The sequence below is a fragment of the Paenibacillus sp. J31R34 genome, assembly GCF_059383715.1.
The window spans coordinates 107,925-134,402 of record NZ_JBXENU010000005.1; the positions used below are offsets into that span (position 1 = coordinate 107,925).

Below are 26,478 nucleotides of genomic sequence, written 5' to 3' on the forward strand. Positions count from 1 at the left end.
ACCTCGCCATATTTTAGGCTGTTCCTCGCCTTTCCTCTAAGAATAAACACGCGTTTTTCACATATAAGTTAGTTTGAATTATAAATAAAGTCCCATTTTCCTTAGAGAATACAGAGTTTTTCAGTGAAAACGCTCTCTTTGTTTGGATTGCGCTTTCAGTTACATTCTGACGCATTTTTATGAAAATATGTGAAAAAGCTATTGACATGATACGTATTGTATCGTAAAGTTAGGGTTGTAAAAATACATAATGTATCAATCAGCAGGCGGCAGACGCTTATGAAAAATGGCGCTAAAAGCATCCGTATTTGTCAGATTAAGCGTAAACGGCTGAAGCCGTCCTCTGGCGGCAAAAGCTGCCGTTTCGCGTAGAAATATAGAGAAAGGATGGCGAAATCGTATCCTTTCCTATATTTCAAGCGTAAACGGCTGAAGCCATCCTCTGGCGGCAAAGCTGCCGTTTCGCGTAGAAATATAGAGAAAGGATGGCGAAATCGTATCCTTTCCTATATTTCAAGCGTAAACGGCTGAAGCCATCCTTTGGCGGCAAAGCTGCCGTTTCGCGTAGAAATATAGAGAAAGGATGGAAATCCCATATCCTTTCCTATATTTCAAAAAAGAATAACAGAATGAAAGGGTGGATGAGTGACGTCATTATGTCAGCTGCTGAGAAGGCTCGACTCTAAGAGACAAGTTTCAGCTTTTTCGAAATAGACATAGAAATACGGATAGCCTGTGGAGGGATAACAGTGGAGTTGAAACAATATATGAAAATCGTCCGAAAAAAAATAGGGCTGGTTGCGGTCATTGTTCTTATCGCCTGTGTGGCAGCAGCGGTAAAAAGCTTCTTTTTTACGACCCCTATCTATCAAGCTCATGCCCGGCTGCTCGTCAATCAAACCGCCCTGCCTGACGGCCAGTTTTCCCCAAGCGTAGGAACGCTGCAAACGAATATTATGATGATAAATTCTTACAAGGTCATTATAAAATCAGAGACGATACTTAGTCTGGTGACCGAGCGTTATCCCGAGTTGAACATTACACCGACGCAGCTGGCTGGGCGCATATCCGTCTCCTCCGCCGAAAATTCGCAGGTTATGGATTTGCTGATTCGAGATCAATCGTATGTACGGGCTGCGCAAATGGTCAATGCGATATCCACAGTCTTCAAGGAACAAATTCCCCTCATTATGAAGGTCGACAACGTTACAGTCCTGGATAAGGCGAATGAAACGGCCGCTGCGTATCCCATAAACAACAATCCCATTTTCGTCATTCTGGTTAGCTTTATTGCAGCGCTTATGCTTGCGATTGGACTTGTGTTTCTGATTGAGTATTTGGATGACACGTTTAAGATGGAGTCCGAGGTTGAAGCGGTGCTGGGTATTCCGGTCATTGCCTCTGTACCGAAGATGACGAAGGAAGATGTCCGTCCTTCCCGCAAGCGTGTAGTGAATAACCAAGGGGTAGGTGAAGGGCAGCATGCGACGATTAACCAGTGAGACGAATTTAGTAGCGTTAACGAATCCCAATTCTCCCATTTCGGAAGTTTACCGAACGCTTCGCACCAACATCCAATATGCCGAAATCGATACGCCCAAGCAAATTTTAATGATCGCCTCCTCACAGCCGGATGAAGGCAAGACGACGACGATCACCAATCTGGCGGTCACGATTGCCCAAGAGGAACGCAAGGTGCTGCTGGTTGATGCCGATATGCGCAAGCCGTCCTTGCATCAAGTGTTTGACAAGCCGAATCGCATCGGTCTCAGCAGCGCCATATCCAATCAATTTTCGTGGCAGGAAGCGGTCATGGATACGATGGTCGAGCATTTATCGGTCATTACCTCCGGCCCGATTCCTCCGAATCCCTCCGAAATGCTGGGCTCTAATAAGATGAAGTCGCTCGTGCAGGAGTGGAAAGAGCATTATGATGTTATTTTGTTTGATACCCCGCCGGTGCTTGCTGTAACGGATGCCCTAATCGTAAGCGCGTTTTGCGATGGCGTTGTGCTGGTTGTGCTGGCAGGCAAGGTGAAGAAGGAAATGGTCAAAAAGATGAAGGCGAATCTGGACCGTGTTCAGGCGCAAATCGTCGGAGTCGTCATGAATAAAATCAATCCGAAGGACAGCGAGGATATTCAGCTGCAATATTATGAAACAGCTAAATCCTAAGCGGTCTGCTATAGCTTGATTTTCAGAAAAAAGAAACGAATTACGGAGCCAAACGGCTCAGGTCATGCCTATAACACCTTTATCAGGGTAGGCACTCGGTCACGCTGTGGGTTAAGCGACCTTAGACATGATTGTCGAGGGTGTGATGTGAGGAAGGGTTAAATGCCCTGTTAAAAATAATAGTTATTGCCTTTTGCTTTAGGCAAGAGGCAATAACTAGCATTTTTAACTTCTAAGAATGGCAGCCATAGATAAAGAATAAATAGGGATAGGGTGATGGATGATGAAGAAGGTCAAAAAAGCAATTATACCTGCTGCAGGGCTCGGAACACGTTTCCTGCCAGCGACGAAAGCAATGCCGAAGGAAATGCTGCCTATCGTGGATAAGCCGACGATCCAGTATATCGTGGAAGAAGCGGTGGCATCAGGAATTGAAGACATTATTATTGTAACGGGCAAGGGCAAGCGGGCGATTGAAGACCATTTTGACCATGCCTTCGAGCTGGAGAACAATCTGTTCAGCAAAGGAAAATTCGATCTGCTGGACGAAGTCAGACGCTCCTCCAATGTAGATATTCATTATATCCGGCAGAAGGAAGCGAAGGGGCTTGGCCACGCCGTATGGTGTGCACGCAATTTTATCGGCAATGAGCCGTTTGCGGTACTGCTCGGAGATGATATCGTCCAAGCGGAAGTGCCTTGCGTGAAGCAGCTGATTGAGCAATATGAAAAAACGCAAAAATCAGTGATTGGCGTCCAGACGGTGGCGGATGATCAGACGGATCGTTACGGCATCGTAGATATATTAGAAAAATTTGACCGCCTCTATGAGGTGAACCATTTCGTGGAAAAGCCGGCGAGAGGCCAGGCGCCGTCGAACCTGGCTATTATGGGGCGATACATATTAACCCCTGAAATATTTGGCTTTCTGGAAAAGCAGGAAGAGGGCGTCAGCGGCGAAATTCAGCTCACCGACGCGATTCAGAAGCTGAATGAGCATCAGGGCGTATTTGCTTATGATTTCGAAGGCATTCGGTACGATGTCGGCGAAAAGCTCGGCTTTATTAAAACGACGCTCGATTTCGCCTTGCAAAATCAAGAGCTTCGCGGCCAGCTGCTATCGGTCCTTGAGGACATTTTGGTCAGAGAGCAGTTGATTAAAGCGAACTAGCGCAGCGCACCCCACTGTTTTTTCAAATATAGGAAAGTATATGATTTCGTCATGCTTTCTCTATATTTCTCGACAAAGCTCTTCGCACGTCCCAGAAGGACGACGAAGTCGTTTTTGCTTGGAGTACTGAAATCGTTATTCTACTATTTAATTGAGGTGATTGCGAATGCCCCCATCCCCGCAGCGCAATGATGCCAGGGCCGTATTGGAAGGCGGTTTTAATGCAAGCTTTGAGAAAAGAAAGTCGCTACGCCTCTATTTAATGGCAAAGCGGGCAGTGGATATTATCGGGGCAGCAACAGGCATTATGATTTTATCGCCGATTCTTATTCTCGTGGCTATTCTCATCAAGCTGGAGGACCCGCGCGGCAAAATCTTCTTTTACCAGACGAGGGTTGGACGTAATGAGCGGACGTTTAAAATGTACAAATTCCGCTCCATGGTTTCCAATGCCGAAGATATGCTGGAGGATTTGCTTAGCAAAAATGAAGTAGAGGGCGCCATGTTCAAAATGAAGGAAGACCCGCGTATTACGAAGATCGGCCGTTTTATACGAAAAACGAGCATTGATGAGCTGCCGCAGTTTTGGAACGTGCTGCTTGGCGATATGTCGCTCGTCGGTCCCCGTCCACCGGTGCCCCGGGAAGTGGAAACCTACAGCAGCTATGACAAGCTGCGACTGCGCGTAACGCCTGGCTGCACGGGCCTATGGCAGGTGAGCGGCCGCAATGAGCTGAATTTTCATGAAATGGTGGAGCTCGACCTCCAATATATTAAGCAAAGAAGCATTATTTTTGATATAAAAATTATTTTATTGACCGTTAAGGTGATGTTCGGTTCAAAGGATGCATATTAGGGGCGGGGCTTCGAAACCTTTATTGTGAAAAGGCAGCGTGAAAAAGAAGCTTCGCTGCATGAAAAGCCTGGCTTCCGATCGCCATTGACCCTCAATTTCTTCAATTAAACCGCATCAGCGGTGGAAATTTCGGGTCAAAAACGACCGCTAACGCTTCTCCAGTCCAGGCTTTTCATTCCGCTACGTCTTTTTCAACCTTCTTTTCAGTGATAAGAGATTTTAAAAGCACAGCCCGCTAAAAGGGAGAGGAATAAAGGGATGGAAATAGGAGCTAAAATTTATGTGGCGGGACACCGGGGGCTTGTTGGCTCGGCTATCGTCAGAGCCCTTCATGAGCAAGGCTATCAAAATCTTGTATATCGCACGAGCGCGGAGCTGGATTTGCGCAAAAAAGATGAGGTGCTCGCTTTTTTTGAGCAAGAAGCTTTCGATTATGTGTTTCTCGCTGCGGCTAAAGTGGGCGGCATTGTGGCAAACAACGATTACCCAGCCGACTTTATTCGCGATAATTTGCTCATTCAAACGAATGTCATAGATGCCGCTTATCAGACGCGTGTTGGTAAACTATTATTTCTGGGCTCAACCTGCATTTATCCTAAATTTGCTCCGCAGCCGCTGAAAGAGGAATATTTGCTGACGGGCGAGCTGGAGCCGACAAATGCGCCTTATGCAATTGCCAAAATCGCCGGCATTCAAATGTGCCAATCGTATAACCGGCAATACGGAACAACCTTCATTTCCGCTATGCCAACTAACCTCTATGGGCCTAATGACAACTTCGATCTAAAAACTTCGCATGTGCTGCCCGCCCTTATTCGTAAATTTCATGAAGCTAAGCAATCCGGCCAGCCATCAGTGGAAGTTTGGGGCTCCGGCAATCCAAAGCGCGAATTCCTGCACTCCGATGATTTGGCGGATGCCTGCATCTACTTAATGCGCCATTATGATGGCAATGACATCGTCAATATTGGCGTAGGCGAAGATATTTCAATTAAAGAGCTCGCAGAGCTAATCGGTTCTATCGTGGGGTATGAAGGGGAAATTACATTCAACACCACCGTTGCTGATGGAACGCCGCGCAAGCTCGTCGATGTATCGAAGCTGAACAGGCTCGGCTGGAAATCCAGCATTACGCTTGAAGAAGGTCTGAAGGCGGTATATGCCGCGTATCAGAAGGAAGCTCTAGTCAATCACTAATGCAGATAAAAGTATCATGAAAAAAAGCGCAGCGGAATGAAAGGATGGAGCTGGAGAAGCGTCAGCGTTCGCTTTTACCCTTGAAATTCCCCCTTTAGGGATCATTCGAAGAAATTCAAGGGTAATGGCGATCGTAAGCCCATTCTTTCATGCAGCGCAGCTTCTTTTTCAGCATGCTTTTAAAACGGCATTCATACAATAATCCCTTTGGAGGAATGAAAATGAAGAGAGCGCTAGTAACGGGTGTAACGGGGCAGGACGGATCGTATTTGGCAGAGTTTTTGCTGGAAAAAGGCTATAAGGTATATGGCATGAGAAGAAGAACGAGCACGCCAAACTATGAAAATGTCGCTCACATTAAAAATCAGATCGAATGGATTTCCGGCGATTTGACGGATCTTGCTTCTTTAATCGAAGCGGTACGTATTTCCGATCCGGATGAGGTATATAATTTGGCGGCGCAATCATTCGTGGCGGCTTCCTGGCCACAGCCGCTGGCTACCGCGCAGCTGACGGCGCTTGCCGTCACGAATATGCTGGAAGCCGTTCGCATCGTTAAGCCGGAGGCACGTTTCTATCAAGCATCCAGCAGCGAAATGTATGGCAAGGTGCAAGAGACGCCGCAAAAGGAAACGACTCCTTTTTACCCGCGCAGTCCGTACGGCGTAGCCAAAGTATACGGTCACTGGATTACGGTCAACTACCGCGAAAGCTTTAATATGTTCGCTTGCTCAGGCATATTGTTCAACCATGAATCACCTCGGCGCGGCCTTGAGTTCGTAACGCGCAAAGTAACGGACGCCGTTGCCCGCATTAAGCTCGGTGTGCAAAATGAGCTGCGCATGGGCAATTTGGATGCACTTCGCGATTGGGGCTTCGCAGGCGATTATATTAAAGCGATGTGGCTGATGCTCCAGCAGGATGAAGCGGATGATTTCGTCATTTCGACGGGTGAAATGCACACGGTTCGCGAGCTGCTGGAGGTTGCGTTCTCCTATGTAGGGCTTGATTACAGCAAATATGTCGTTATTGATCCTGAATTTGTGCGTCCTGCAGAAGTGGATTTGCTGCTGGGTGATTGCACGAAAGCGAAAGAGAAGCTTGGCTGGGAGCTGGAGGTTGGTTTCCAGCAGTTGATTCATATGATGGTCGATGCGGATTTGAAACGGGTTCGTGCTGAAACAGCCTACAATAACAGCTTGATTGGCGCAGCAGGGGCAGGCGTTTAATAAAAAGCAGAACAGGGCGGCAGAGCAATTCTGCTGCTCTTTATTTTTGAAGAAAGCTGGAGTGAGCGATGATTAAAATTAAACCGGTAATCGAGCATGAAGGCATTTGCCGGCACTGCGGCGTTGTTCTTGCCAATGAACGAGTGCTGTGGCAGGGCATTCATGTATGCGTGGAAGCGTGCTGCCCGGCCTGCGGCGGCGAATACGTGGAGGATTTGAAGGTCGGGCATGCAACGACTTATCCGTATTTGATTGACCTTTCGTCATACACGCTTAGTGGTCATGAGGAATCCAAAGGCTGGCTCGGGAATCCGCTGCTTCATAGCCTACAGCATCCAACTGCTGATGAACAGGTCAGGCTTGAGGTAGAGATACGCGAGGCTTGCCGCGAAGTGGTCATCATTAACTGCATCGACTTTCTTTACGGTCATTCCCTGCTCAAGCTGCTGAATGCTGAACGTGAACGTACTGAAAACCCGGATATTGGCATTATCGTCCTCGTGCAATCGTTTATGAAATGGATGGTACCAGATTATGCAGCGGAGGTGTGGACGGTCAATGTGCCGCTCTCCAAGGCGCAGCGGTTCTATCCGCAGCTGGATGAGCAAATCTCAGCGCAATGCGAGCGTTTTGAGCAGGTTTTCGTCAGCAGGGCCTATTCGCATCCGAGCCGGTTCAATATTGAGCATTTTACGAAAATGCGCCCATTTCAGATGGAGGAGCCCCAGTCTGGGCCGACGCGGATTACTTTTATTTGGCGTGAGGATCGGGTATGGCTCGATAATCCTTATGTCATTAAAGCGGCGAAGCGCTATAAGCTGCTGCGAATGCTGCTTAAGCCGATTATTTGGTCGCAGCGCAACAAGATCGTCAAGCTTTTTAGCAAGATTAGAAAGCAGGAGAAGGACATTAAGTTCAGCGTAGTCGGACTTGGCCGCTCCTTCGCTTTCCCCGATTGGATTGATGATTGCCGTGTAAGCAAATTCAATCTGGAAGCGGAGCTGATGGCTTGCGAGATTTACGCCTCCAGCGCGGTCATTGTCGGGGTGCATGGCTCCAATATGCTGCTGCCCTCGGCGCTTGGCGGCATGGTTGTTAATTTAATGCCCGCGGACAAATGGGGGAATTTCGCTCAGGATATTTTGTTCACGGAAGAGAATAACCGCATTTCGGCTTATATGTATCGTTTTCTGCCATTGGAGACGAAAATTAAGGTGCTGGGCAAAATCATTTCCAGCCAAATTTCCGGCTTCACGCATTATCACGATCAAATGAAGGAAGACATTATGATGAGTAGGAATGGGTAGGCTTATGGGCAAAATAAAGCAAATCTTGCAAGCGAAGGACCACCCGTTCTGGGTCATTGTCCAGCAGTTCGTGACGAAGGTGCTGACGGGCGTCAAGTTTCTCATTATCGCTCGCATGCTCGGACCAGCCGAGATGGGGCTGGTCAGCATTGCGCTCGTGAGCCTGTCCATTATTGAGCTGCTCACGCAGCTTGGCGTCATGGAGGGCATCATTCAGAGAAAAGAAGACTTGAACAATGAGCAGAAAAATGCGCTTTGGACGATGATGCTGGCGAGAGGCGTAGGCATCAGCCTTATACTGCTCGTAACCGCGCCTTATATTGCGCAGCTGTTCGGCGAGGGACGGGCGACGTCCTTGCTGTTGCTGGCAGCGGGCGTTCCACTCGCAACCAATGCGGTCAGCATTAAGTGGTATGAGCGAATGCGCCATAAGGATTTTCGCTCGACGGGCATTTTGCAGCTGCTTACGATTATGCTCGATTTAAGCTTATCCGTCATGCTCGTCGTAGTGCTGAATTCGCCAATCGGCGTCATTGCCGGTCAGCTTATCGCTCAGTTATTCCGCTGCACGGCTTCCTTCGTCTGGTTCAAGGATAAGCCGAAGCTGAGCCGCGATATGGGCAGCATTGCCGATATTCGCCAATATGGGAAATGGATTTGGGCGAACAGCATTTCGACACTTGTGCTTTATCAATTGGATAAGGTCATTGCCTCCCGCTTTCTGGGAACGACGGTGCTCGGACTATATCAGACGTCGCAGAAGCTCAGCCAAATGAGCATCAGCGATGCGTCTTATGCGCTCGGGCAATATTTTTTCCCAGTGCTTTCCAAGCTTAATCGGGAGGATCATAGCCAGCTGAAGGTGCAGTTTATGCAAATGCTGCTTATTATCTTCTCGTTTTCAATTGTTACTTCGGGCTATGTGTTATTCAACGCAGAAACAATTATTGTTTTATTATTGGGTAATGAATGGATTGAGTTAAGTCCGTTGCTCGGTCTAATGCTGCTTAACGCAAGTATTGCTGGTATTATGAATGTTTTTGTTGTTGCCTTGCGTGCCATAGGTAAGCCACGGGTAGTAACCATTACTTCTTATGTTCAGTTGGGTATTTATTTGCCACTCGCTATAGCTGGCGTTTTCTATTATCAAGTTTATGGGCTGATTTACGCCAGTATTATAGGAGCAACCACCACCACGGTCTTATTGTTTATTTCCTGTTTTAAAAGAATGAATCTATGGGGTGAGCTCATTTATTTAAGAGGGGTTTTTGCTAACCTCTTATTTGTCATTATTATGTTTATGATTTCAATTACAGCTGGTAATCAACTGACCTTTATGATGTCAACACTCTTATATCTACTATTTGCATACAGGCTGGCAGCGAAGCTAAAAGAAAAAAAAGGGCAGGCGATTGATGAAATAAGCGTACCTGCAAAAATTTAATTGCGCAAAAGGAACGTGCTTATGGAGCCTAAATTAGCTGTGCATAAAAATATTTCAATTGATTATATGGTAGGGTTTTATTTCATTTTCTTTTGCTACACAGCTATTCTAATTCCTTTACTGGAGCTTTATAAAACGGTATTGCTAGCTGCGTCATTTAATTCTCTTAACCTCGGCTTGAGCTGGTTTATTATGTTTTATGCAATTGGAAGGCTTTCTTTGCTTATGATGAGCGATACAAGAAGATTAATTGAGCTTTTTTTCTGGATTTTTGTATACATTTGGATGGGGTATGTGCCTCTCCAACAAGTCCTTACGGAGCGTTTTGCTTTGTCGGGAGCTTACTCCAGTGATGATATTCGCTTTGCGTTGTTTCTTGTAATAGCGGGTATTCTTTCCTTCGACCTTGGTGGTTTTCTTCATAATAGCTTGAACAAGAGACGGGATAGAGCAGCCGATGATGATGCAGGATCCAATAAAAATTTGTTTGCAATCGACAAAATACAAGTAAACGAGAAAAAATTTATTATTTTTACGCTGATAGCGCTGTTTATATGTGCCATTATTATTTTGAAAATTGGTGGCGTAAGTGCATTATTTCTCAATAGGCAAATCTTTAATGCTCAGTTTGGTGGGAAAATTGAGTTTCTTGTGTTATCTAGTTTTTTAAAGGTATCCATATTCGTATGTCTTGTGCTTGGCATTATTTATTTTAAGCATTCAATAAAAAAGCTTTCCTTAGGAACAAAGCTATGGATCCTCTTTATTGGTATCGTTAATTTTATGATCAATAATCCTATTTCGGGAGCTAGATACTGGATAGGCTCCATGTTATTAACCCTATGCTTTTTATTATTGCCATGGGGGAAACGGTCCTTTTATAAATGGGTCATTACGCTTTTATGTTTATTGCTATTTATATTTCCTAAGTCAGATATGTTTAGGCATACAACAGATACGGAGAAAATTGTTCAAAGCCTTACTACCCAAAGTAATATGGCGACAGATGGGGATTATGATGCCTTTCAAATGACGCTCAACACCGTTAAATATGTTGATCTGTTTGGTCATACGCATGGGGAGCAGTTACTAGTTGCTTTTCTTTTCTGGGTGCCAAGATCTATTTGGGCAGATAAACCATTTGGCTCGGGAACGACAGTAGCGGATGCCCTCGGATACGACTTTACGAATTTATCATGTCCGCTGTGGGCAGAGTTTTACATTGACTTTGGTTTGCCTGGAGTTGTGCTTCTATTTATATTGTATGGTTATTTTACTCAGAAGGCACAGAAGGCTTATGAACGAGCGGTTACATCGAATGAAATTTCACTGGCGAGATTATGCGTGCCTTATTATGCTCCGTTTCAAATTTTTTTGCTAAGAGGAGAGCTGATGAGCGGAACCTCCTATTTAACGGCTTATCTTTTCTTTGCTTTAATCGGATATTGGTTTTTTAAGCAAAAGCAGGAGCCATTGAATCAGGCATATCCAGACTTCAAAAGTGTCTCGAGTTAAATGAATATTAAAATGATTGGAGCAAGCCTATGAATAAGGTACTTCTTCTAACCAATACAATTGCGCCCTATCGCATACCCGTATTAAATAAGCTGCACCGTGATGACAATACGAGCCTGACGGTCTGGTATTTGGAGGAGAAGGAGCAGAATCGCAAGTGGAATATTGATTATGGCGAAATCGAATATGCATACAAATGTCTGCCGGGCGTGCATGCTTTTATTCAAAAATTGGATATGGGCATTCATCTTAATCCCGGCATTTTTTTGCGGCTGATGAAGCATAATCCCGATGTGGTCATTACCTCAGGCTACGATTCACTTGGTTATTGGTCGGCGCTGCTGTACAGCAAGCTGTTTAGGAAAAAATTTATCATTTGGTGGGGCAGCACGCTGGAAAGCAGCCGGGTGCAAAATAAACTGGTGAACACGGTGCGCAGAGTGTTTTTCAAGCTAACCGATTCCTTTATTACATACGGTACACAGTCAGCGGAATGCCTGGAGCATTACGGCGTCAGCAAGGATAAAATCGTCATTGGCTATAATACGGTGGACATTCGATTTTTCCATAAAAAATATACCGAGCATAAGCAGAGCAAGCTGCGCAGCGATGAGGGGCCGATCAAGCTGCTTTTCATCGGACAGTTGATTGAACGCAAAGGGCTCGCGCAAATTATTGACGCCATCCAGCAAACGCATAGCGATGCGGCCTGGCAGCTGACCATTGTCGGCTCGGGCCCGGATGAGCAGAAGCTTAAGGCATGTGTGGAGCAATATGGACTAACGGGGCAGATCAGCTTCGAAGGCTATAAGCAGAAGGATGAGCTGATTGGTTATTTGGTGGAAGCCGATTGCCTGATTTTTCCCTCCCTAATCGAGGTGTGGGGGCTCGTCGTCAACGAGGCGTTAAGCACGAATACGTTTGTACTGGCGTCCAAATATGCCGGAGCAACGAAGGACATTATCGTCGATAAGCAAAATGGTCTCATTATTGATCCGCTTGATCCGCAAAACTTAAAGGAATCGATGGACTGGGTGTTCGCAAACAAACGGTATATTCAGTCGAGCTGGAAGCTGAAGTTTGGGCTGTGGCGCAAAATGCACCCGAATTATTATGCCAGAGCGGTATCATCAGCCGTAAACCGGGCTTTGTCAACGGAGGGATAGCAGGTGGAAAATATTCTTTATATTCAGCCGTATGCAAGCCATGTTGGCGGTGTGGATACGGTGCTGCTGCAGCTGGTTCAAGGTCTGGATCAGGCGAAATACAAGCCTTATGTGGTGCTGCCGGAATGGAGCCCTTATGTGGAAAAATATGAGGCGAGCGGAGCAACGGTGCTGTTCGCAGCCCTTGCCGTCTTTGGCAAGCCGACCGATGCGCTTTATTATTTTCGCAATACGGTTAAATTGGTCAAATCCATGCGGGCACTGCGGAAAATCGTCAAGCAATATCAAATTAAGCTCATTCATTCGCACAAAATGGAAGTCATTGGCGGCAATATTGTTGGTAAAATGCTCGGTATTCCGACGCTGCAAACCGTCCATGAGCTGCCGAGAAAGCCGCTGATCGCCTATAAATTTGTCGGCTATTTGGACCATCTGTTCAATGACCGCATTATCGTCTTATGCGAACGCAGCAAAATCATGTTTCAGTGGGGCGGCCATACGTCAAAGAAGCTAATTAAAATACATAATGGCATTGAGGTGGCCGCTCCCTCCGCGCCTAGTGAAACGGCCAGTAGCCTGCTGCGCCAGGAGCTGAATTTGGCCGAGACAGACCGCATTGTCATTACGGTGGCAAGGCTGTCGCCGATGAAAGGCATTGAATATTTGCTCAAGGCTGCACACTTGATGAAGAGGAAAAAAGTCGAGCAAAACCTGCATTTTGTCATTGTAGGCGATGTTGCCTTTGATACGGATCAGGAGTATAAGCAAGGCTTGCTCGTCATGGCTCAGCAATACAAGCTAGGCAATGTCCATTTCCTCGGCATGCGCAGGGATGTTGCCGATTTGCTGCAGCAGGCGGATTTGTTCGTGCTTCCTTCGGTCTATGATATTTTTCCAACGGTGCTGCTGGAAGCGATGGCGGCTTCGCTACCGATAGTAGCGACGGATGTAGGCGGCGTGCCAGAAATGCTGAATGGGGCTAACGGCCTGCTCGTTCCGCCGCAGGATGAGCTGGCGCTTCAAAAGGCGATAACGAGCATTTTTGAACAAAATTACAAGCTGATGGGGGAAGAAGGCTATTCGCTGCTCCAGCAATCCTTCACCCGGGAGCAATATGTGAAACGAACGACGGCGGTTTATGAGGAGTTGTTGAACATCGGATGAAAAATCTCATACGTTTGGACCAGTATGAGCAGGCTGGCTATTCAAGGGGCAGAAGCGGCGCGTATGTTCTGTTATGGTGGCTCATTCAAGGCACGCTGTTCCGGTTCTCCCTGCACAATATGTATACGTGGCGAAGCATTCTGCTTCGTCTGTTTGGCGCGAATATCGGCAAAGATGTATTAATTCGTTCAACGGCGAAGTTCACGTATCCTTGGAAGGTCAGCATTGGTGACTTCTCCTGGATCGGTGATCATGTCCAGTTTTATAGCTTGGATGAAATTGTAGTGGGCAGCCACTGCGTTATTTCCCAAAATGCTTATTTATGCACAGGCAGCCATAAAATCAATGATCCTGCTTTTTCGCTGGAGGTTCGGCCGATTGTCATTAAAGACGGCGCTTGGGTGGCGAGCGATGTATTCGTTTATCCCGGCGTCACCCTGCATGAAATGGCCGTTGCGGCAGCAAGAAGCACGGTGTTGAAAAGCATCCCGGCCAATGAAATTCATGCCGGTTATCCGGCGCAATATTTAAGAGAGCGATTCGCGAAAGAGGTCATGGCATGAAGCCTAATATCGTATTCGTAATAAATTATTTTTATCCTGATTTTGCTTCTACGGGGCAGCTGCTGACGGAGCTTTGCTTATATTTGCAGGATGATTTCAACATTACGGTCATCGCGGCACAGTCCGAGCAGGGCGAGAAGGAAGCGGAAGCAAAGGGAGATAAAAGTCGCATCGTTTATGATCGTTTGGAGGACATTCAAATTATCCGCATTCGCCTGCCCAAGGTGGATAAGCGGAGCAAAGCAAGTAGGCTGCGTTATATTGCATCCTACTTTTTTCATGCCAATATTCAGCTGCTAAAGCAGAAAAAGGTTCATTTCATATATACGATATCGCAGCCGCCAATTTTGGGCGGGTTGATTGGAACCATTGGCAAGACGCTTAAGCGCTCCAAGCATATTTACAATATTCAGGATTTCAATCCTGAGCAGGCCGCCGCCGCAGGCTATATGAACAATAAAGCGGTGCTGGGATTGGCGCGCTGGGTGGATACGCTGAATTGCAAATACGCCGATCATATTATTACCGTTGGTTATGACATGCAGGATACCCTTTTTAAGCGTTTTGCCAGCCGGAGAGTGACGGACAATACGGTCATTAACAACTGGACGAATGAAGAGGAAATAATTCCGCTGTCCAAGGAGCATCCGCAGGTTCAAGCGTTTCTTCGCAAGCAGGATTGGCAAAAAAAATTCGTCATTATGTATTCCGGAAATTTAGGTCTGTATTATGACTTGGAAAATCTGGTTGAGCTTGCGAGCCGATTTCGTGATTACCCGGATGTGATTTTCGCCTTCATCGGGGAAGGCGCTGTGAAGAAGCAGATGCAGGATTATGTGCAGCGGGAGGGGCTGGCGAACGTAGCCTTTCTACCTTTTCAGCCGAAGGAGCAGCTTCGTTATTCGCTTAATGCGGCGGATGTGCATCTTGTCGTGAACCAGAAGGGCATTAAGGGCGTGTCGGTGCCGAGCAAAATTTATGGTGTCATGGCTGCCGGCAAGCCGGTTCTAGGGGTATTGGAGCAGGGCAGCGAGGCATGCCGGATTATTGAAGAGAGCGGCTGCGGCATCGTGGCGGAGCCACAGCAGTATACGGAGATTGCGCGAAAGCTGAATGCGATGATTGAGCTTGGCGGCGCGGAGCTGGAGGAGCTGGGCCTCAGTGGCCGGGATTATTTGGAGGCGCATTTGCGCAAGGAAATATCGCTTAATAAGTATCGCAAGCTGCTGCTTTCCATATAAGAAGGGGAGGAATCCATGATGAAGCTGGTATTATTGTCCGGAGGTTCAGGCAAGCGGCTATGGCCGTTATCGAATGATGCGAGATCGAAGCAATTTCTGAAGGTGCTGGAAAATGAGAACCGGGAAATGGTTTCCATGGTGCAGCGTGTATGGGGGCAAATTAATGAAAATGGCCTAGGCGATTCCAGTTATATTGCCACGAGCCAGGCCCAGATCGAAATGATGCAGACCCAAATTTCACCGGAGGTTCCGCTCATTATTGAGCCGGATCGGCGGGATACGTTCGCGGCTATATCGCTTGCCGCCACCTATTTATATTCCCATGCGGGAGTAGGGCTGGATGAGGCAGTGGCTATTTTGCCCGTTGATCCTTATGTGGAAAGTCATTTTTTTGAAGCGGTTAAGCAGCTGGAGGATGTGCTGAACCGCTCTGATGCCGAGATTGCGCTCATAGGCGTGAAACCAACTTATCCATCGTCCAAATACGGCTATATTATACCGGAAAAGGCTGCTTCAGCAGCAGCGGGTACAGCGATGGCAAGTAAGACAGACAGGGAATATGTTGCGGTCAGCCACTTTCGGGAAAAACCGACGGAGGAAATCGCTGAGCGGCTTATTGCAGACAATGCCTACTGGAATTGCGGCGTTTTTGCCTTCAAGCTGGGTTATGTGATTGAGCTGCTGGCGAGCAGAGGGCTGCCGATTCAATATGAGGAGCTTTCAAAGCAATACCAGCTGCTGCCGAAAATCAGCTTTGATTATGAAGTAGTCGAAAAGGCGTCGAGCATCGTCGTTCTGCCTTATGAGGGCTGCTGGAAAGACCTTGGCACGTGGAATACGCTGACCGAAGAAATGAAGAACAAACAAATAGGCAGGGGCATCATCAGCGAGGATTGCATTAACACGCATCTCATTAATGAAATCGACATTCCCGTTTCTATTCTCGGCTTGTCGAATATCGTAGTTGCGCTAAGCCCCGATGGCATCTTGGTGACGGATAAAAGCGCGAGTCCGCGCATTAAGGATTTTATCAGCTCCGAACAGGGGCCAATGTATATCGAGCGCCAATGGGGCTGGATAAGAGTGCTTGACGATCGCACCTATGAGGATGGCCGCTGCGTATCCACGAAGCGCGTAGGCATTCAGCTCGGCAAAAACCTCAGCTATCGCCTGCATTCGGCGCGCGAGGAAGTGTGGACCATCGTCAAAGGCAGCGGAGAGTTTATTCAAAATGGCAATTTTATGCGCGTCGGAGCAGGCAATGTGCTGCATATACCGATGAAGATGCTGCACAGCATCCGTGCATTGACGGAGCTTGAAATTATAGTCGTGCAAAGCGGCATGGCCGAGGAGCGCAATCAGGTTGTGGAAATTTATCATACCTGGGACGAAGTGTCCGAGCATTGCATTAAGGTATAACCATGCTTGGTGCTCGGGATACGAACGGCCGTTTAACAACGATTGGATACTATATTTCAGATTATGGCTATGGCCATGCAACGCGCAGCATCGCGCTTATTCGAACGCTGCTGCTTTATTCGCCGTGGCGTTACCGGCTTATGATCTGCTCGGGCAAAACACTTCCCTTTATCCAGGCTTCATTAGCGGAATACAGCGCTGAATATAGCCCGGAACGGTTAGGGTTCCGCAGCTGCTCATCGGATCTTGGCTATGTGCTTGGCGGAGGCACAGGCTCGGTTGAGCCTGATCAGGAAAGGTTCAAGCTTGGTTATGAGCAATATATGGCGGGATTTTCAGCTGAGATAAGGCGAGAAGCTGATTTTATGATGAGTGAGCGGCTGGATATGGTCATTTCGGATATTTCTCCGATTCCGATAGCTGCAGCCGCGATCGCGGGAGTGAAATCGGTGGGCATATCCAACTTCACCTGGCATACCGCCTATGGGGCTTTTCTGCAGCAGGAGCAGTTGGCTCCGCTGCATCAGGCGTACGAACAACTGAATTATTTCCTTCCGCTGGCTGGATCGGATTTAGTGGAACGGAAATGGACAACGGGCAGCGAGCCAGAGACAGGCTTTTATTGCCGAACGCCGCAAGCTGCTGAAGTGCAGCGGATCGTGCAGGAGCTTAATCCGGACGGCAGCAAAACGATCATTTATTTTGCTCTAGGCATGGGAATGGAGTCAGAAGCGCTAGACTCGCTTTCGCTGTGGAACGATCATTCTTGTGTATTTATCGTATCGGAAAATATGCAGGTGAGCGGGCCAAATATTGCTCAAATTCCGCAAGGCTACACCGAGTCGCAAAATTATGCGGCAGCAGCTGATCTCATCATTTCGAAGCCGGGCTGGGGTGTAGTTGGGGAGGCGGTAACACTTGGCAAGCCTTTGATTGTGCTGGTCAGATCATCCATGACGGAGGATCGGAATACGCTTCAAGCATTGCAGGGCAAGCATCCGCATATGCTGGTAACTTGGCAGGCTTTAAGAGAGCTGGACGTGCAGCAAAGCTTATCGCAGCTAGCAATGGTAGGATGGAGCGAGCGCGCTTCTATCGCTAGGAATGAGCGGTGTAAATACCAAATTATCCAATGGATTGAGCGGATTGCCAATGAAACGAATGCCATTCGTTCCTATCGCTCCTCGGTTTAGCGTGTAGAGTTAGTTATAAAAGGCTTTGTATAAGGATGCAAAGGGTAAGTGGGAAGGTATATAAAGCAGCGGCCTGCGATCAGGCACCCTTGCTGCATATGGAGAGGAGTGGGCAGCATGAAGCTTGCTGTAATTGGAACGGGTTATGTGGGGCTGGTATCAGGCGTATGCTTCTCCGAGCTGGGCAACGATGTCATCTGCGTTGACCACCTGGAGGAGAAGATTGCCTTGCTGAATAAGGGCGAGGTGCCGATTTATGAGCCGGGCTTGAAAGAGCTTATAGCGAGCAATAAAGCGGAGGGACGCTTGCAATTTACTACGGATTTGCCAGAAGCGGTGAGGCAATCCGATATGATTATCATTGCGGTAGGGACGCCATCGCTGCCAAGCGGCAAAGCGAATTTGAGCTATATTGAACAGGCAGCCCGCGAAATCGGCTTGGCCATGAATGGCTTTAAAATTATTGCTACGAAAAGCACGGTGCCAGTTGGCACGAATGAACATATTCAAGCGATTATAGCTAGCCAGACGGCATATCCGTTTGAGGTCGCTTCCGTACCAGAATTTCTCCGGGAAGGCACAGCGGTTCAGGATACGCTGCACCCAGACCGCATTGTCATTGGCACATCGGGCGATACGGCGCGCAAGTGTTTGACGGAGCTGCATAGGCCGCTCACCAAGCATATCATGAGCACCGATATTCGCAGCGCCGAAATGATTAAATATGCCTCCAACGCTTTCCTTGCAGCCAAAATTTCCTTCATTAATGAAATAGCCAACATTTGCGAAAAGGTAGGCGCTGATGTGACGGAGGTAGCGGAAGGAATGGGCTATGATCAGCGAATCGGTTCATCTTTCTTAAAAGCGGGAATAGGTTATGGGGGCTCCTGCTTCCCGAAGGATACGCAGGCGCTTATTCAAATTGCCGGACAAATGGATTATGACTTCAAGCTGCTTAAATCGGTCGTCGATGTGAATCGCGACCAGCGCTTTAACGTCATTCGCAAGCTGGAAGCTTCGCTTGGCGATTTGGGGGGCCGGACCGTTGCCATTTGGGGGCTGGCCTTCAAGCCGGAAACAGATGATGTTCGCGATGCACCAGCCTTTGAAATTATTGAAGCGTTAGTAAAGCGAGGCGCAAAAGTCAAAGCCTATGATCCGATAGCGACGGCTAATTTTCGCCAGCAATTTGGCGAATCGGGTGTCGTATACTGTGAAGATCCGGAGGAAGCGGCAATTCAGGCGGATGCGCTGTGCATTTTGACCGAATGGAAGGAATTCCGCGATATTAAACCATTAAGTATTCAATCCTGGCTGCGAACGCCTAATCTCATTGATGGGCGCAACATTTATAGTGAGCATGAACTAGCCCATACACAGCTCATTTATTATTCGGTTGGCCGTCCCAATATGAACCATGGAGTAAAGGAACAAAAACCATTATTATCGCTATGAAAAATGGTGAAGCATAGGTTAAAACGAATAATTGTTTTGACAAAAATGATACAAATTGTATCTTTATGTGCTATAATAAATACAGTTAGTATCAAAAAGAAGAGGGGCAAAGCATGAGCGCAATCGCCGCTATTTATCAGAAGGATTCCGAAGCTCCCGTTTCCGTAGAAGCGGGGTTGCGCCTAATGCAAGCCTTGCAAAAATATCCAGCGGATGCCGTCGATACTTGGCATGACGGACGCGTTTTCCTAGGCTGCCATGCCCAGTGGATTACGCCTGAATCGGTCGGACAGCCGCAGCCCTTTCATGCAGCAGAGCTGGGACTAACGATTACGGCTGATGCCATGATCGACAATCGTCCATTTCTATGGGAGCAGCTGCTCATCGATCGCGAGCGGCGAGCCAGCATGCCGGATAGCGAGCTGATTATGCTGGCCTATGCCAAATGGGGAGAGGAGGCGCCGCGTTATTTAATTGGCGACTATGCCTTCATCATTTGGGATCAGCGCAAATCCGAGCTGTTCGGTACGACCGATTTGTTCGGCAGCCGTACGCTTTATATCCACTCTGATGCTCGGCAAAGCTCCTTTTGCACCACCATTGCGCCGCTGCTTGCCGCCCATCATGTGGAGAAAAAGCTAAATGAAAGCTGGCTCGCTGATTATTTGGCGGTTGCTATTGTTCATGAGTCGAGCGACCTGTTCGCAACGCCCTATGAGCATATTCGCCAGGTGCCGCCGGGGCATGCTTTTCGCATCAAGGACGGTAAGCTTGATTTTTGGCAGCACAGCAAGGTGGAGTCCCCCCAGCAGCTGAGGCTGAAGCGACGTGAGGAGTACACCGAAGCTTTCCAGGAGGTTTTTCAGGAAGCGGTCAATGCACGGATGAGGACGTTTCGGAAGGTAGGCGCAACGCTTAGCGGCGGCCTCGATTCTGGCTCGGTCGTCAGCTTCGCGGCAAAATCGCTGCAGGCGCAGCAAAAGCAGCTGCATACCTTCAGCTATGTGCCAGAACCGAATTTTCAGGATTGGACGTCTAGGCGGCATATGGCGGATGAACGTCCCTTTATAAAGAAGACCGTAGAGTTTGTCGGCAATATTACCGATCAATATTTGGATTTGCAGGGCCGCAGCCCGCTGTCGGAAGCGGATGAATGGCTGGAAATGCTGGAGATCCCCTTTAAATTTGCAGAAAATTCATTTTGGATTAAAGGGGTTTACGAGCAGTCGCAGCAGCAGGGAATGGGCATTCTGCTTACGGGAGCAATGGGAAACCATTCAATCTCGTGGGGGCCTGCCATCGATTATTATTCGTTGCTCCTCAAGCGGCTGCAATGGCTGCGGCTGTACCGGGAAGTGACGATGTTTGGCAAGCGCAAGGCAGTCGGGCGAAAACGGCTTATGTATTATGTTGGGAAAAACGCCTATCCGAAGCTGTTTCCTCGGGACCAGGCTCATGGGCAGCAGGAGATGCCGCTCATGATCAATCCGGCATTTGCCAAGCGGATGAACGTCTTTGCCAGATTGAAGGAGCGGCAGGCAGGGGCAGGCAGCGTTTTTGAAAAAGATGCGATTAAAGCGCAGCCGGGGCCTTTTCAGGATATGGCGATGACCAATATGAGCGGTACGCAGCGCACGAAGCTATCGCTGAGCTATGCGCTGTGGGAACGAGACCCGACCAGTGATCCGCGGGTTGTGAAGTTTTGCTTGTCTGTTCCGATTGAGCAATACGTTCATGACGGTTACGACCGTGCTTTAATCCGCGAGTCAACGGCGAGCTATTTGCCTGATCAAATTCGGCTAAACCAGCGGGTGCGCGGCATTCAAGCAGCGGATTGGGTTCACCGCATGACGCCGGTTTGGTCTGCATTTGTAGAGGAACTGCGGCAATATTGCAACGATTCGTATCTTGCACAGTTTTTCAATGTAGAGCAGATGAGGGCTTCACTGGAACAGGTCGGCTTAGTGCCGAAGCCGGAATACGCGGTTGATTTAAACAGCCGTTATTTATTGCATTGCCTCGTAGCATGCCGATTTGTCCGGCAGTTTAATTTGAAGGGAGGTGAATAAGCATGGAGAAACAACAATGGCAAGCTCCGGTTCTCGAAACGCTGCAAGTGAGCGAGACGATGGCTGGCGTAGGTACACGTTACATTGATTTTGTAAAAGCGGGGGACTTTGACGTCACTGATGACCCAACTCCGTTCCCTATCGATCCAGGCACTTCCTTTTCCTAGAAATAAATCCATTATACTTATGCAGTAAAAGTGATCAACAAGGTCCTTATACAGCAGGATATCCTTGTACAAGGACTTTGTTGATTTTGTTCAAATATAGGAAAGTACAGGTTTCACCGCGAAACGATTACTTTTGATGGCTTGAAGCAACGCGATTTTATTCATATAAGGGTGAACGCGATGATAGTAACTGGGAAAAAAGCAATCTACGACGCTTTCGGCTTATGTATCAGCAGTGAAATAGAGCTGCCTGAGCTGCTTGAGGCGGAAAATTCGAAAGCGTTTGCAGATGTTGAAATAGAGCTGGCTAAGCCAGAATTTACGTGGCCGATTTTGGAGCAAACGCAGGATCATTACGTTGTTCACGGCGCAAAATTGTTTTTTTATATTCACGAGGTCGCAAGCTTCTGCATTCAAGAGGGCAAACGGATTATTGTGGCGCCATGCGAAAACATGGATGAGGGCAGGCTCCGACTTTACCTGCTTGGAACATGCATAGGCGCGCTGCTCCTGCAGAGAAAGCAGCTGCCGCTGCATGGGAGCGCTGTAGCCATAGACGGCAAGGCCTATGCTTTCGTAGGGGACTCTGGGGCAGGAAAGTCGACGCTGGCCGCAGCTTTTATAGACCGTGGCTATGCCCTGCTTAGTGATGATGTAATTGCCTTAAAGGAACCGGAGGCTGGCGCAAATGGCGCGTCAATTGTCATGCCCTCCTATCCGCAGCAAAAGCTGTGGCAGCAAAGTGTCGAGCAGCTCGGAAGAACGAGTCAGCTTTACAAGCCGCTTGCCTATTCCGTATCCAAATTCGCTGTTCCGTTATCTGCCAGCTTTCTAGCCTCTCCACTTCCACTCGCCGCCGTATTTGAGCTTTCGCGCACAGAAGCAAATGCGGTATCGCTATCACAGCTGCATTCACTAGCGAAGCTGCCTGTATTGCTGAACCACACCTTCCGACATTTTCTAATTGCGCCTTTAAAGCTGCAAAATTGGCATTTTTCTGCTGCTGTTCGGCTTGCAGCAAGCGTGCAGGCTTATCAATTGCAGCGTCCCGCAGAAGGAGCATTTTCCGCTTATGAAATGGTTGATCTAATACTAGCAGCGACTCAGAAAGGACGTGAGGCAAATGTCTAAACAAGCTAGACCGCTTCTGCAGCCTGAACAGATTATCCAGCGGACAGAAGGTCATTTGGCTACTGATATGGATGGCGATAAAGTGCTGTTAAGCCTGTCTTCGGGCAAATATTACAACATGGGCAAGCTGGGCGGCATCATTTGGGAGCGGACGGCGTCGCCCGTGACACGCCGTGACATTGTGGCCCAGTTGCTCAAAGAGTATGAAGTGGAGCCAGCGGCATGCGACCAGCAGGTGGCAGATTTTTTACAGGATCTGTACGCGGAAGGGCTGCTTGAGCCTGTCTCGAATGCGGGCGCACAGAATGGCGGAGCAGGAGATACGGCAGGTTAGTGAATAGTTCAAGGAAAGGGCGGTTCAATTGTCTTGCTTAAAAAATGGAGCCATTTCACCTTGCTGCCGCTTCGCAGCAAGCTTCTTCTGTTCGAAGCCTATATGATGCTCGCCTGGGCGCGTCTTCTCAAACTGATTCCTTTCGCTAAAGTTGCCCCTACTCTAGGTGTTCCGATGAAGGAGACGCCCTATGAGCGGGTAGCGGAGCATGAGCAGATGCTCGGTGAGGTGGCGAAAGCGATACGGCAGATGAGCCGCTATACTTGGTGGGAAAGCGAATGTCTCGTTAAGGGAATCGCTGCGATGAAGCTGCTGAAACGCAGAAAAATAGCGAGCACGCTCTATTTGGGCACAGCCAAGGACGAATCAGGCAAACTGATTGCCCATGCCTGGCTTCGCAGCGGTCCCTACTACATAACAGGTGTCGAAGAAATGGGTCGTTTCACCGTCGTTGGCTTGTTCGGTAATCAGATTAAGCGGAAGAAGGAGCATCGCTATGGATAAAACGTATGAATGGGAAGTGGCTAACCTTCCGCTTGAATTGCAATTTATTCTCGAGTGCCTGCGGCCAAATGCCGATCCGGCAGTCATTGGCCGCCGCTGGGCCGGCAGCAGGCTGAACGGGGAGAAGCTTATCGAATTGGCACGCCATCACCGTGTATATCCAAGCCTCTATTTGAAGCTGAAGCAGCTTGTGAAGCCGGTGCTGCCGAAGTCGGTGCTGCTGACGCTCCAGCAGGATTATTACGCCAATACATTGATGATGCTGAGGCTCAGCGCCGAGATGCAGCGGATTGTAGCGGCTTTGGCAGAGCGCGGCATACGCTCCTTGCAATTGAAAGGGCCCGTTATTGCACATGAGCTTTACGGCGATATTTCCCAGCGCACGAGCAAGGACCTGGATATTTTAGTGCCAATAGAGGATGTTGACCGGGCCGAGGCGGTGCTTGAAGAGCTTGGTTATTACGATCGGGACCCAGCGCCGCGTTTGTTTAATGATTTAAAGTGGAAAACGCATCATAGCTGCTTCGAGCATACGATCAATCAGACGCAAATTGAGCTGCACTGGCGACTCAGCCCTGATGCGGTGAAGGAAGTGTCCTTCGAGCAATTATGGGCGCAGCGCAGAATCTATGAGCAGACGGGAAGTCCGATCCCTTATTTAGGGCCGGAGCATCTGTTTCATTATCTCGCCAGCCATGGCGCAAGACATGGCTGGTTCCGGCTGCGCTGGCTGCATGATATTGCCCAGCTTGCTTCTGCCTGCGAGGACGGCGGCGAATCGCTGATAGAGGAAACACGTAGAAACGGAGGAGCGGCGGCCATAGGGCAGGCGCTTGTTTTGGCGCGGGAGCTATTCGGTGTTGTGAAGCTTCCCGAGAAACTGCTGCCGTTGACCGACAGCCCCCTCGTGCATAGGCTTGTTCGCTGCATTTTTCCATTTATTCAGGAGACGGTTACGATTAGCCCGATTCCAGAGGAGAAGAAGATGGCGCTGCTTTATAAGCGTTATTCCTTTATGCTGCTGACAAGCAGGGAGAAGCTGACCCATTTCATCGGCAAGCTTTATCCAAGCGCCTGGGATGCGCAGATTTTACCTTTGCCTAAGGGCCTGCATTTTCTATATTTTCCGCTGCGGCCGTTTCTGTATTTTTATCGAAGGCTCAAGCAGCCTCGCAAAAGGGTGAGTATATGAAACCGATTTTGCTATATATGAAAAAGCTGCATCAGTTTGCAGGAAAGAAGCTGTACCTGAACATGCTGGGTATTATGATTGTCAGCTCGCTTGAGGGCGTAGGGCTACTCGTCTTAATACCGCTGCTGGGCATCATCGGTTTATTTGATGTGCAAAGCGCAAGCTTGCCGGTCGTACCGCAGGTCAGCGTCTGGCTTGGCGAGCTTCCGCAGGAGCTGCTGCTTGCAGCTGTACTGGCTCTCTTCATCGGCATTAATGTTGGGCAGGGCCTGCTGCAAAGACAACAGACGAATCAGGGCTTTGCCCTGCTTCAAAGCTTTGTAACGAAATTGCGGATGGATATTTATCAGGCGCTGCTGCAATCGAACTGGGCTTTTTTTCTCGGCAAGCGCAAGTCGGACTTCAATCATATTCTGTCTTCCGAGCTATCTCGGGTTAATCAGGGTGTGCAGCTCTCACTTCGTTTAGTTACGACGGGAATATTTACGCTTGTACAAATCGGTCTAGCCTTCTATCTGTCCTATCAACTGACGCTGCTTATTTTAATTTGCGGTGGCCTACTCAGCTTGTTCTCACGTAAATACACGCGAGGAGCAAGGTCGCTTGGCACCCGGCTGACAGAGCTGTCGCAGAGCTATGTAGCGGGCATAACCGATCATTTCAATGGCATTAAGGAGATCAAAAGCAATCGGCTGGAGGAAAGCCATCTGTCCTGGTTCAGCAAGCTGACGCAGCAAATGGAGCACAATAATGTGCAGTTTGTGAAGCTGCAATCCAATAGTCAGCTCCTATTTAAAAGTATCTCAGCGTTGATGATTGCGGGCTGCGTATTTTTATCGGTGCAGGTTCTGCAGGTTGGGGTAGCGCAGCTCACATTAATTGTGCTGATTTTTACAAGGCTGTGGCCGAAGCTGACGCTCATTCAAACCTCTATGGAGCAAATCGTGCTGACGCTCCCGGCATTCAAGAGCTTGAATGACTTGATGAAGGAATGTGGCGTTGCTGAGGAAATGCAGCTGAATAAGCCTGCTGAGCGAACAAAGCGGGCAGAGCAGGAAGAGCCTGCTGCGCTGAAGCTTGTGCATGAGCTGGTCTGCCAAGATGTGTATTATCGCTACCGGGAGAAAGATGAGACGTATGCGCTGAAGCATATTAATTTGCGCATTCCGGCGAACAGCATGACGGCAATTGTCGGCAAGTCCGGGGCGGGAAAAAGTACGCTGATCGATACGTTAATCGGGCTAATCGTACCCCAGCACGGAGCGGTGCTGCTCGATGGTGCCCCGCTGGACGATAGCAATCGCTTTGCTTACCGCAGCGCGGTGAGTTATGTCTCACAGGACCCATTTCTTTTTAATGCCAGCATTCGTGAAAATTTAAAGCTCGTATTGCCGGGAGCGACGGAGGAGCAATTGTGGGAGGCGCTCGCTTTTTCAGCGTCTGATGCCTTCGTTCGCGCGCTGCCGCAGGGACTGGATACGATCGTGGGCGATCGCGGGGTAAGGCTGTCTGGCGGTGAACGGCAGCGCATTGTATTGGCGCGAGCGATGCTCAGGAAGCCGTCGATCCTTGTACTGGATGAGGCGACCAGCTCACTCGACAGCGAAAATGAGCTGAAAATTCAGCAGGCACTTGAGCAGCTGAAGGGCAAACTAACGATTATTGTCATTGCCCACCGACTGTCAACGATTCGTGACGCCGATCAGGTTATCGTTTTGGAAGAGGGCAGAATCATCCAGCAAGGCGGCTATAATCAGCTGTATCGCGAGTCCAAGGGGACGTTCAGCAAGCTGCTGGAGTATCAGGCGGGCGGGCCGGGATAAGTACCGGTATAAGCAACGGGAAAGTGGAAAAAGCAAGAGAGTGCAGCAGAATTGCCTGTGCTCTCTTGCTTTTTTTTAGTTTATAGAGATTATTTATGTACTAAAGCAGGAATCTATTATCATTGCAAAAGCTTACACACACAATGGAGCCAAGCAGAATATT

General features: G+C 48.5%; 23 protein-coding genes. All 23 read left to right on the plus strand.

Annotated features, from left to right (window positions below; all coding sequences use genetic code 11):
- The first annotated feature begins 749 nt into the window (after positions 1-749).
- The 23 genes from AC50YG_RS15530 to AC50YG_RS15640 all read left to right on the plus strand — a co-directional run bounded on the left by AC50YG_RS15530 (position 750) and on the right by AC50YG_RS15640 (position 26,315).
- Positions 750-1,502: a YveK family protein gene (locus AC50YG_RS15530; protein ID WP_494827947.1), complete on the plus strand. Its 753-nt coding sequence runs from the start codon at positions 750-752 to the stop codon at positions 1,500-1,502.
- The gene (locus AC50YG_RS15535; protein ID WP_338552660.1) at positions 1,483-2,175 is read left to right on the plus strand and encodes a CpsD/CapB family tyrosine-protein kinase; all 693 of its coding nucleotides are present in this window, start codon (positions 1,483-1,485) and stop codon (positions 2,173-2,175) included. The genes AC50YG_RS15530 and AC50YG_RS15535 overlap by 20 nt, the downstream gene beginning before the upstream one ends.
- A gap of 283 nt (positions 2,176-2,458) precedes the next feature.
- A complete protein-coding gene (gene galU, locus AC50YG_RS15540) occupies positions 2,459-3,346 on the plus strand; it encodes a UTP--glucose-1-phosphate uridylyltransferase GalU (RefSeq protein WP_056041290.1) in 888 nt (295 codons plus the stop codon).
- Positions 3,347-3,512: 166 nt separating this feature from the next.
- A complete protein-coding gene (locus tag AC50YG_RS15545; protein WP_494827948.1) occupies positions 3,513-4,202 on the plus strand; it encodes a sugar transferase in 690 nt (229 codons plus the stop codon).
- Positions 4,203-4,460: 258 nt separating this feature from the next.
- On the plus strand, positions 4,461-5,399 hold the full coding sequence (locus tag AC50YG_RS15550) for a GDP-L-fucose synthase family protein (protein WP_494827949.1): 939 nt from the start codon (positions 4,461-4,463) through the stop codon (positions 5,397-5,399).
- Positions 5,400-5,620: 221 nt separating this feature from the next.
- On the plus strand, positions 5,621-6,628 hold the full coding sequence (gene gmd / locus AC50YG_RS15555) for a GDP-mannose 4,6-dehydratase (protein WP_341279087.1): 1,008 nt from the start codon (positions 5,621-5,623) through the stop codon (positions 6,626-6,628).
- 68 nt (positions 6,629-6,696) lie between these two features.
- A complete protein-coding gene (locus tag AC50YG_RS15560) occupies positions 6,697-7,935 on the plus strand; it encodes a hypothetical protein (RefSeq protein ID WP_494827950.1) in 1,239 nt (412 codons plus the stop codon).
- Between the two features lie 4 nt (positions 7,936-7,939).
- Positions 7,940-9,379 carry an oligosaccharide flippase family protein gene (locus AC50YG_RS15565; protein WP_494827951.1) on the plus strand — a complete coding sequence of 480 codons (1,440 nt, stop codon included), beginning with the start codon at positions 7,940-7,942 and terminating at the stop codon, positions 9,377-9,379.
- 21 nt (positions 9,380-9,400) lie between these two features.
- The gene (locus AC50YG_RS15570) at positions 9,401-10,894 is read left to right on the plus strand and encodes an O-antigen polymerase (RefSeq protein WP_494827952.1); all 1,494 of its coding nucleotides are present in this window, start codon (positions 9,401-9,403) and stop codon (positions 10,892-10,894) included.
- A gap of 29 nt (positions 10,895-10,923) precedes the next feature.
- Positions 10,924-12,060, plus strand: coding sequence for a glycosyltransferase family 4 protein (locus AC50YG_RS15575; RefSeq protein WP_494827953.1), 1,137 nt, complete (start codon positions 10,924-10,926; stop codon positions 12,058-12,060).
- 3 nt (positions 12,061-12,063) lie between these two features.
- Complete coding sequence (locus AC50YG_RS15580; RefSeq protein WP_494827954.1) at positions 12,064-13,224, plus strand: glycosyltransferase family 4 protein; 1,161 nt, start codon at positions 12,064-12,066, stop codon at positions 13,222-13,224.
- On the plus strand, positions 13,221-13,787 hold the full coding sequence (locus AC50YG_RS15585) for a WcaF family extracellular polysaccharide biosynthesis acetyltransferase (RefSeq protein WP_494827955.1): 567 nt from the start codon (positions 13,221-13,223) through the stop codon (positions 13,785-13,787). The genes AC50YG_RS15580 and AC50YG_RS15585 overlap by 4 nt, the downstream gene beginning before the upstream one ends.
- The gene (locus AC50YG_RS15590; RefSeq protein ID WP_494827956.1) at positions 13,784-15,028 is read left to right on the plus strand and encodes a glycosyltransferase family 4 protein; all 1,245 of its coding nucleotides are present in this window, start codon (positions 13,784-13,786) and stop codon (positions 15,026-15,028) included. Before AC50YG_RS15585 ends, AC50YG_RS15590 begins: the two co-directional genes overlap by 4 nt.
- Before the next feature lie 18 nt (positions 15,029-15,046).
- Positions 15,047-16,447, plus strand: coding sequence for a sugar phosphate nucleotidyltransferase (locus tag AC50YG_RS15595; RefSeq protein WP_494827957.1), 1,401 nt, complete (start codon positions 15,047-15,049; stop codon positions 16,445-16,447).
- Positions 16,448-16,449: 2 nt separating this feature from the next.
- Positions 16,450-17,640 (plus strand): glycosyltransferase, encoded by a 1,191-nt coding sequence (locus AC50YG_RS15600; protein WP_494827958.1) that lies wholly within the window; start codon positions 16,450-16,452, stop codon positions 17,638-17,640.
- 117 nt (positions 17,641-17,757) lie between these two features.
- On the plus strand, positions 17,758-19,095 hold the full coding sequence (locus tag AC50YG_RS15605; RefSeq protein WP_494827959.1) for a UDP-glucose dehydrogenase family protein: 1,338 nt from the start codon (positions 17,758-17,760) through the stop codon (positions 19,093-19,095).
- Positions 19,096-19,208: 113 nt separating this feature from the next.
- Positions 19,209-21,164 (plus strand): asparagine synthase-related protein, encoded by a 1,956-nt coding sequence (locus AC50YG_RS15610; protein WP_494827960.1) that lies wholly within the window; start codon positions 19,209-19,211, stop codon positions 21,162-21,164.
- Positions 21,165-21,166: 2 nt separating this feature from the next.
- Positions 21,167-21,331, plus strand: coding sequence for a paeninodin family lasso peptide (locus tag AC50YG_RS15615; protein WP_143088617.1), 165 nt, complete (start codon positions 21,167-21,169; stop codon positions 21,329-21,331).
- Positions 21,332-21,511: 180 nt separating this feature from the next.
- Positions 21,512-22,462 (plus strand): HPr kinase/phosphorylase, encoded by a 951-nt coding sequence (locus tag AC50YG_RS15620; RefSeq protein ID WP_494827961.1) that lies wholly within the window; start codon positions 21,512-21,514, stop codon positions 22,460-22,462.
- The gene (locus tag AC50YG_RS15625; protein ID WP_494827962.1) at positions 22,455-22,796 is read left to right on the plus strand and encodes a lasso peptide biosynthesis PqqD family chaperone; all 342 of its coding nucleotides are present in this window, start codon (positions 22,455-22,457) and stop codon (positions 22,794-22,796) included. The genes AC50YG_RS15620 and AC50YG_RS15625 overlap by 8 nt, the downstream gene beginning before the upstream one ends.
- Positions 22,797-22,823: 27 nt before the next feature.
- Positions 22,824-23,300: a lasso peptide biosynthesis B2 protein gene (locus AC50YG_RS15630; protein WP_494828190.1), complete on the plus strand. Its 477-nt coding sequence runs from the start codon at positions 22,824-22,826 to the stop codon at positions 23,298-23,300.
- Positions 23,293-24,492, plus strand: a complete 1,200-nt coding sequence (locus AC50YG_RS15635) for a nucleotidyltransferase domain-containing protein (protein ID WP_494827963.1) — start codon at positions 23,293-23,295, stop codon at positions 24,490-24,492. The genes AC50YG_RS15630 and AC50YG_RS15635 overlap by 8 nt, the downstream gene beginning before the upstream one ends.
- Complete coding sequence (locus AC50YG_RS15640; protein WP_494827964.1) at positions 24,489-26,315, plus strand: ABC transporter ATP-binding protein; 1,827 nt, start codon at positions 24,489-24,491, stop codon at positions 26,313-26,315. Before AC50YG_RS15635 ends, AC50YG_RS15640 begins: the two co-directional genes overlap by 4 nt.
- The last annotated feature ends 163 nt before the right edge of the window (positions 26,316-26,478 follow it).

Excerpts from the sequence above, each read along its gene's own strand:
- AC50YG_RS15545 (WP_494827948.1), top strand. The coding sequence starts at position 3,513 with ATGCCCCCATCCCCGCAGCGCAATGATGCCAGGGCCGTATTGGAAGGC.
- AC50YG_RS15590 (WP_494827956.1), top strand. The coding sequence starts at position 13,784 with ATGAAGCCTAATATCGTATTCGTAATAAATTATTTTTATCCTGATTTT.
- gmd (WP_341279087.1), top strand. The coding sequence starts at position 5,621 with ATGAAGAGAGCGCTAGTAACGGGTGTAACGGGGCAGGACGGATCGTAT.
- AC50YG_RS15575 (WP_494827953.1), top strand. The coding sequence starts at position 10,924 with ATGAATAAGGTACTTCTTCTAACCAATACAATTGCGCCCTATCGCATA.
- galU (WP_056041290.1), top strand. The coding sequence starts at position 2,459 with ATGAAGAAGGTCAAAAAAGCAATTATACCTGCTGCAGGGCTCGGAACA.
- AC50YG_RS15600 (WP_494827958.1), top strand. The coding sequence starts at position 16,450 with ATGCTTGGTGCTCGGGATACGAACGGCCGTTTAACAACGATTGGATAC.
- AC50YG_RS15605 (WP_494827959.1), top strand. The coding sequence starts at position 17,758 with ATGAAGCTTGCTGTAATTGGAACGGGTTATGTGGGGCTGGTATCAGGC.
- AC50YG_RS15625 (WP_494827962.1), top strand. The coding sequence starts at position 22,455 with ATGTCTAAACAAGCTAGACCGCTTCTGCAGCCTGAACAGATTATCCAG.
- AC50YG_RS15570 (WP_494827952.1), top strand. The coding sequence starts at position 9,401 with ATGGAGCCTAAATTAGCTGTGCATAAAAATATTTCAATTGATTATATG.
- AC50YG_RS15535 (WP_338552660.1), top strand. The coding sequence starts at position 1,483 with ATGCGACGATTAACCAGTGAGACGAATTTAGTAGCGTTAACGAATCCC.
- AC50YG_RS15635 (WP_494827963.1), top strand. The coding sequence starts at position 23,293 with ATGGATAAAACGTATGAATGGGAAGTGGCTAACCTTCCGCTTGAATTG.
- AC50YG_RS15560 (WP_494827950.1), top strand. The coding sequence starts at position 6,697 with ATGATTAAAATTAAACCGGTAATCGAGCATGAAGGCATTTGCCGGCAC.
- AC50YG_RS15565 (WP_494827951.1), top strand. The coding sequence starts at position 7,940 with ATGGGCAAAATAAAGCAAATCTTGCAAGCGAAGGACCACCCGTTCTGG.
- AC50YG_RS15610 (WP_494827960.1), top strand. The coding sequence starts at position 19,209 with ATGAGCGCAATCGCCGCTATTTATCAGAAGGATTCCGAAGCTCCCGTT.
- AC50YG_RS15620 (WP_494827961.1), top strand. The coding sequence starts at position 21,512 with ATGATAGTAACTGGGAAAAAAGCAATCTACGACGCTTTCGGCTTATGT.
- AC50YG_RS15585 (WP_494827955.1), top strand. The coding sequence starts at position 13,221 with ATGAAAAATCTCATACGTTTGGACCAGTATGAGCAGGCTGGCTATTCA.
- AC50YG_RS15595 (WP_494827957.1), top strand. The coding sequence starts at position 15,047 with ATGAAGCTGGTATTATTGTCCGGAGGTTCAGGCAAGCGGCTATGGCCG.
- AC50YG_RS15640 (WP_494827964.1), top strand. The coding sequence starts at position 24,489 with ATGAAACCGATTTTGCTATATATGAAAAAGCTGCATCAGTTTGCAGGA.
- AC50YG_RS15550 (WP_494827949.1), top strand. The coding sequence starts at position 4,461 with ATGGAAATAGGAGCTAAAATTTATGTGGCGGGACACCGGGGGCTTGTT.
- AC50YG_RS15615 (WP_143088617.1), top strand. The coding sequence starts at position 21,167 with ATGGAGAAACAACAATGGCAAGCTCCGGTTCTCGAAACGCTGCAAGTG.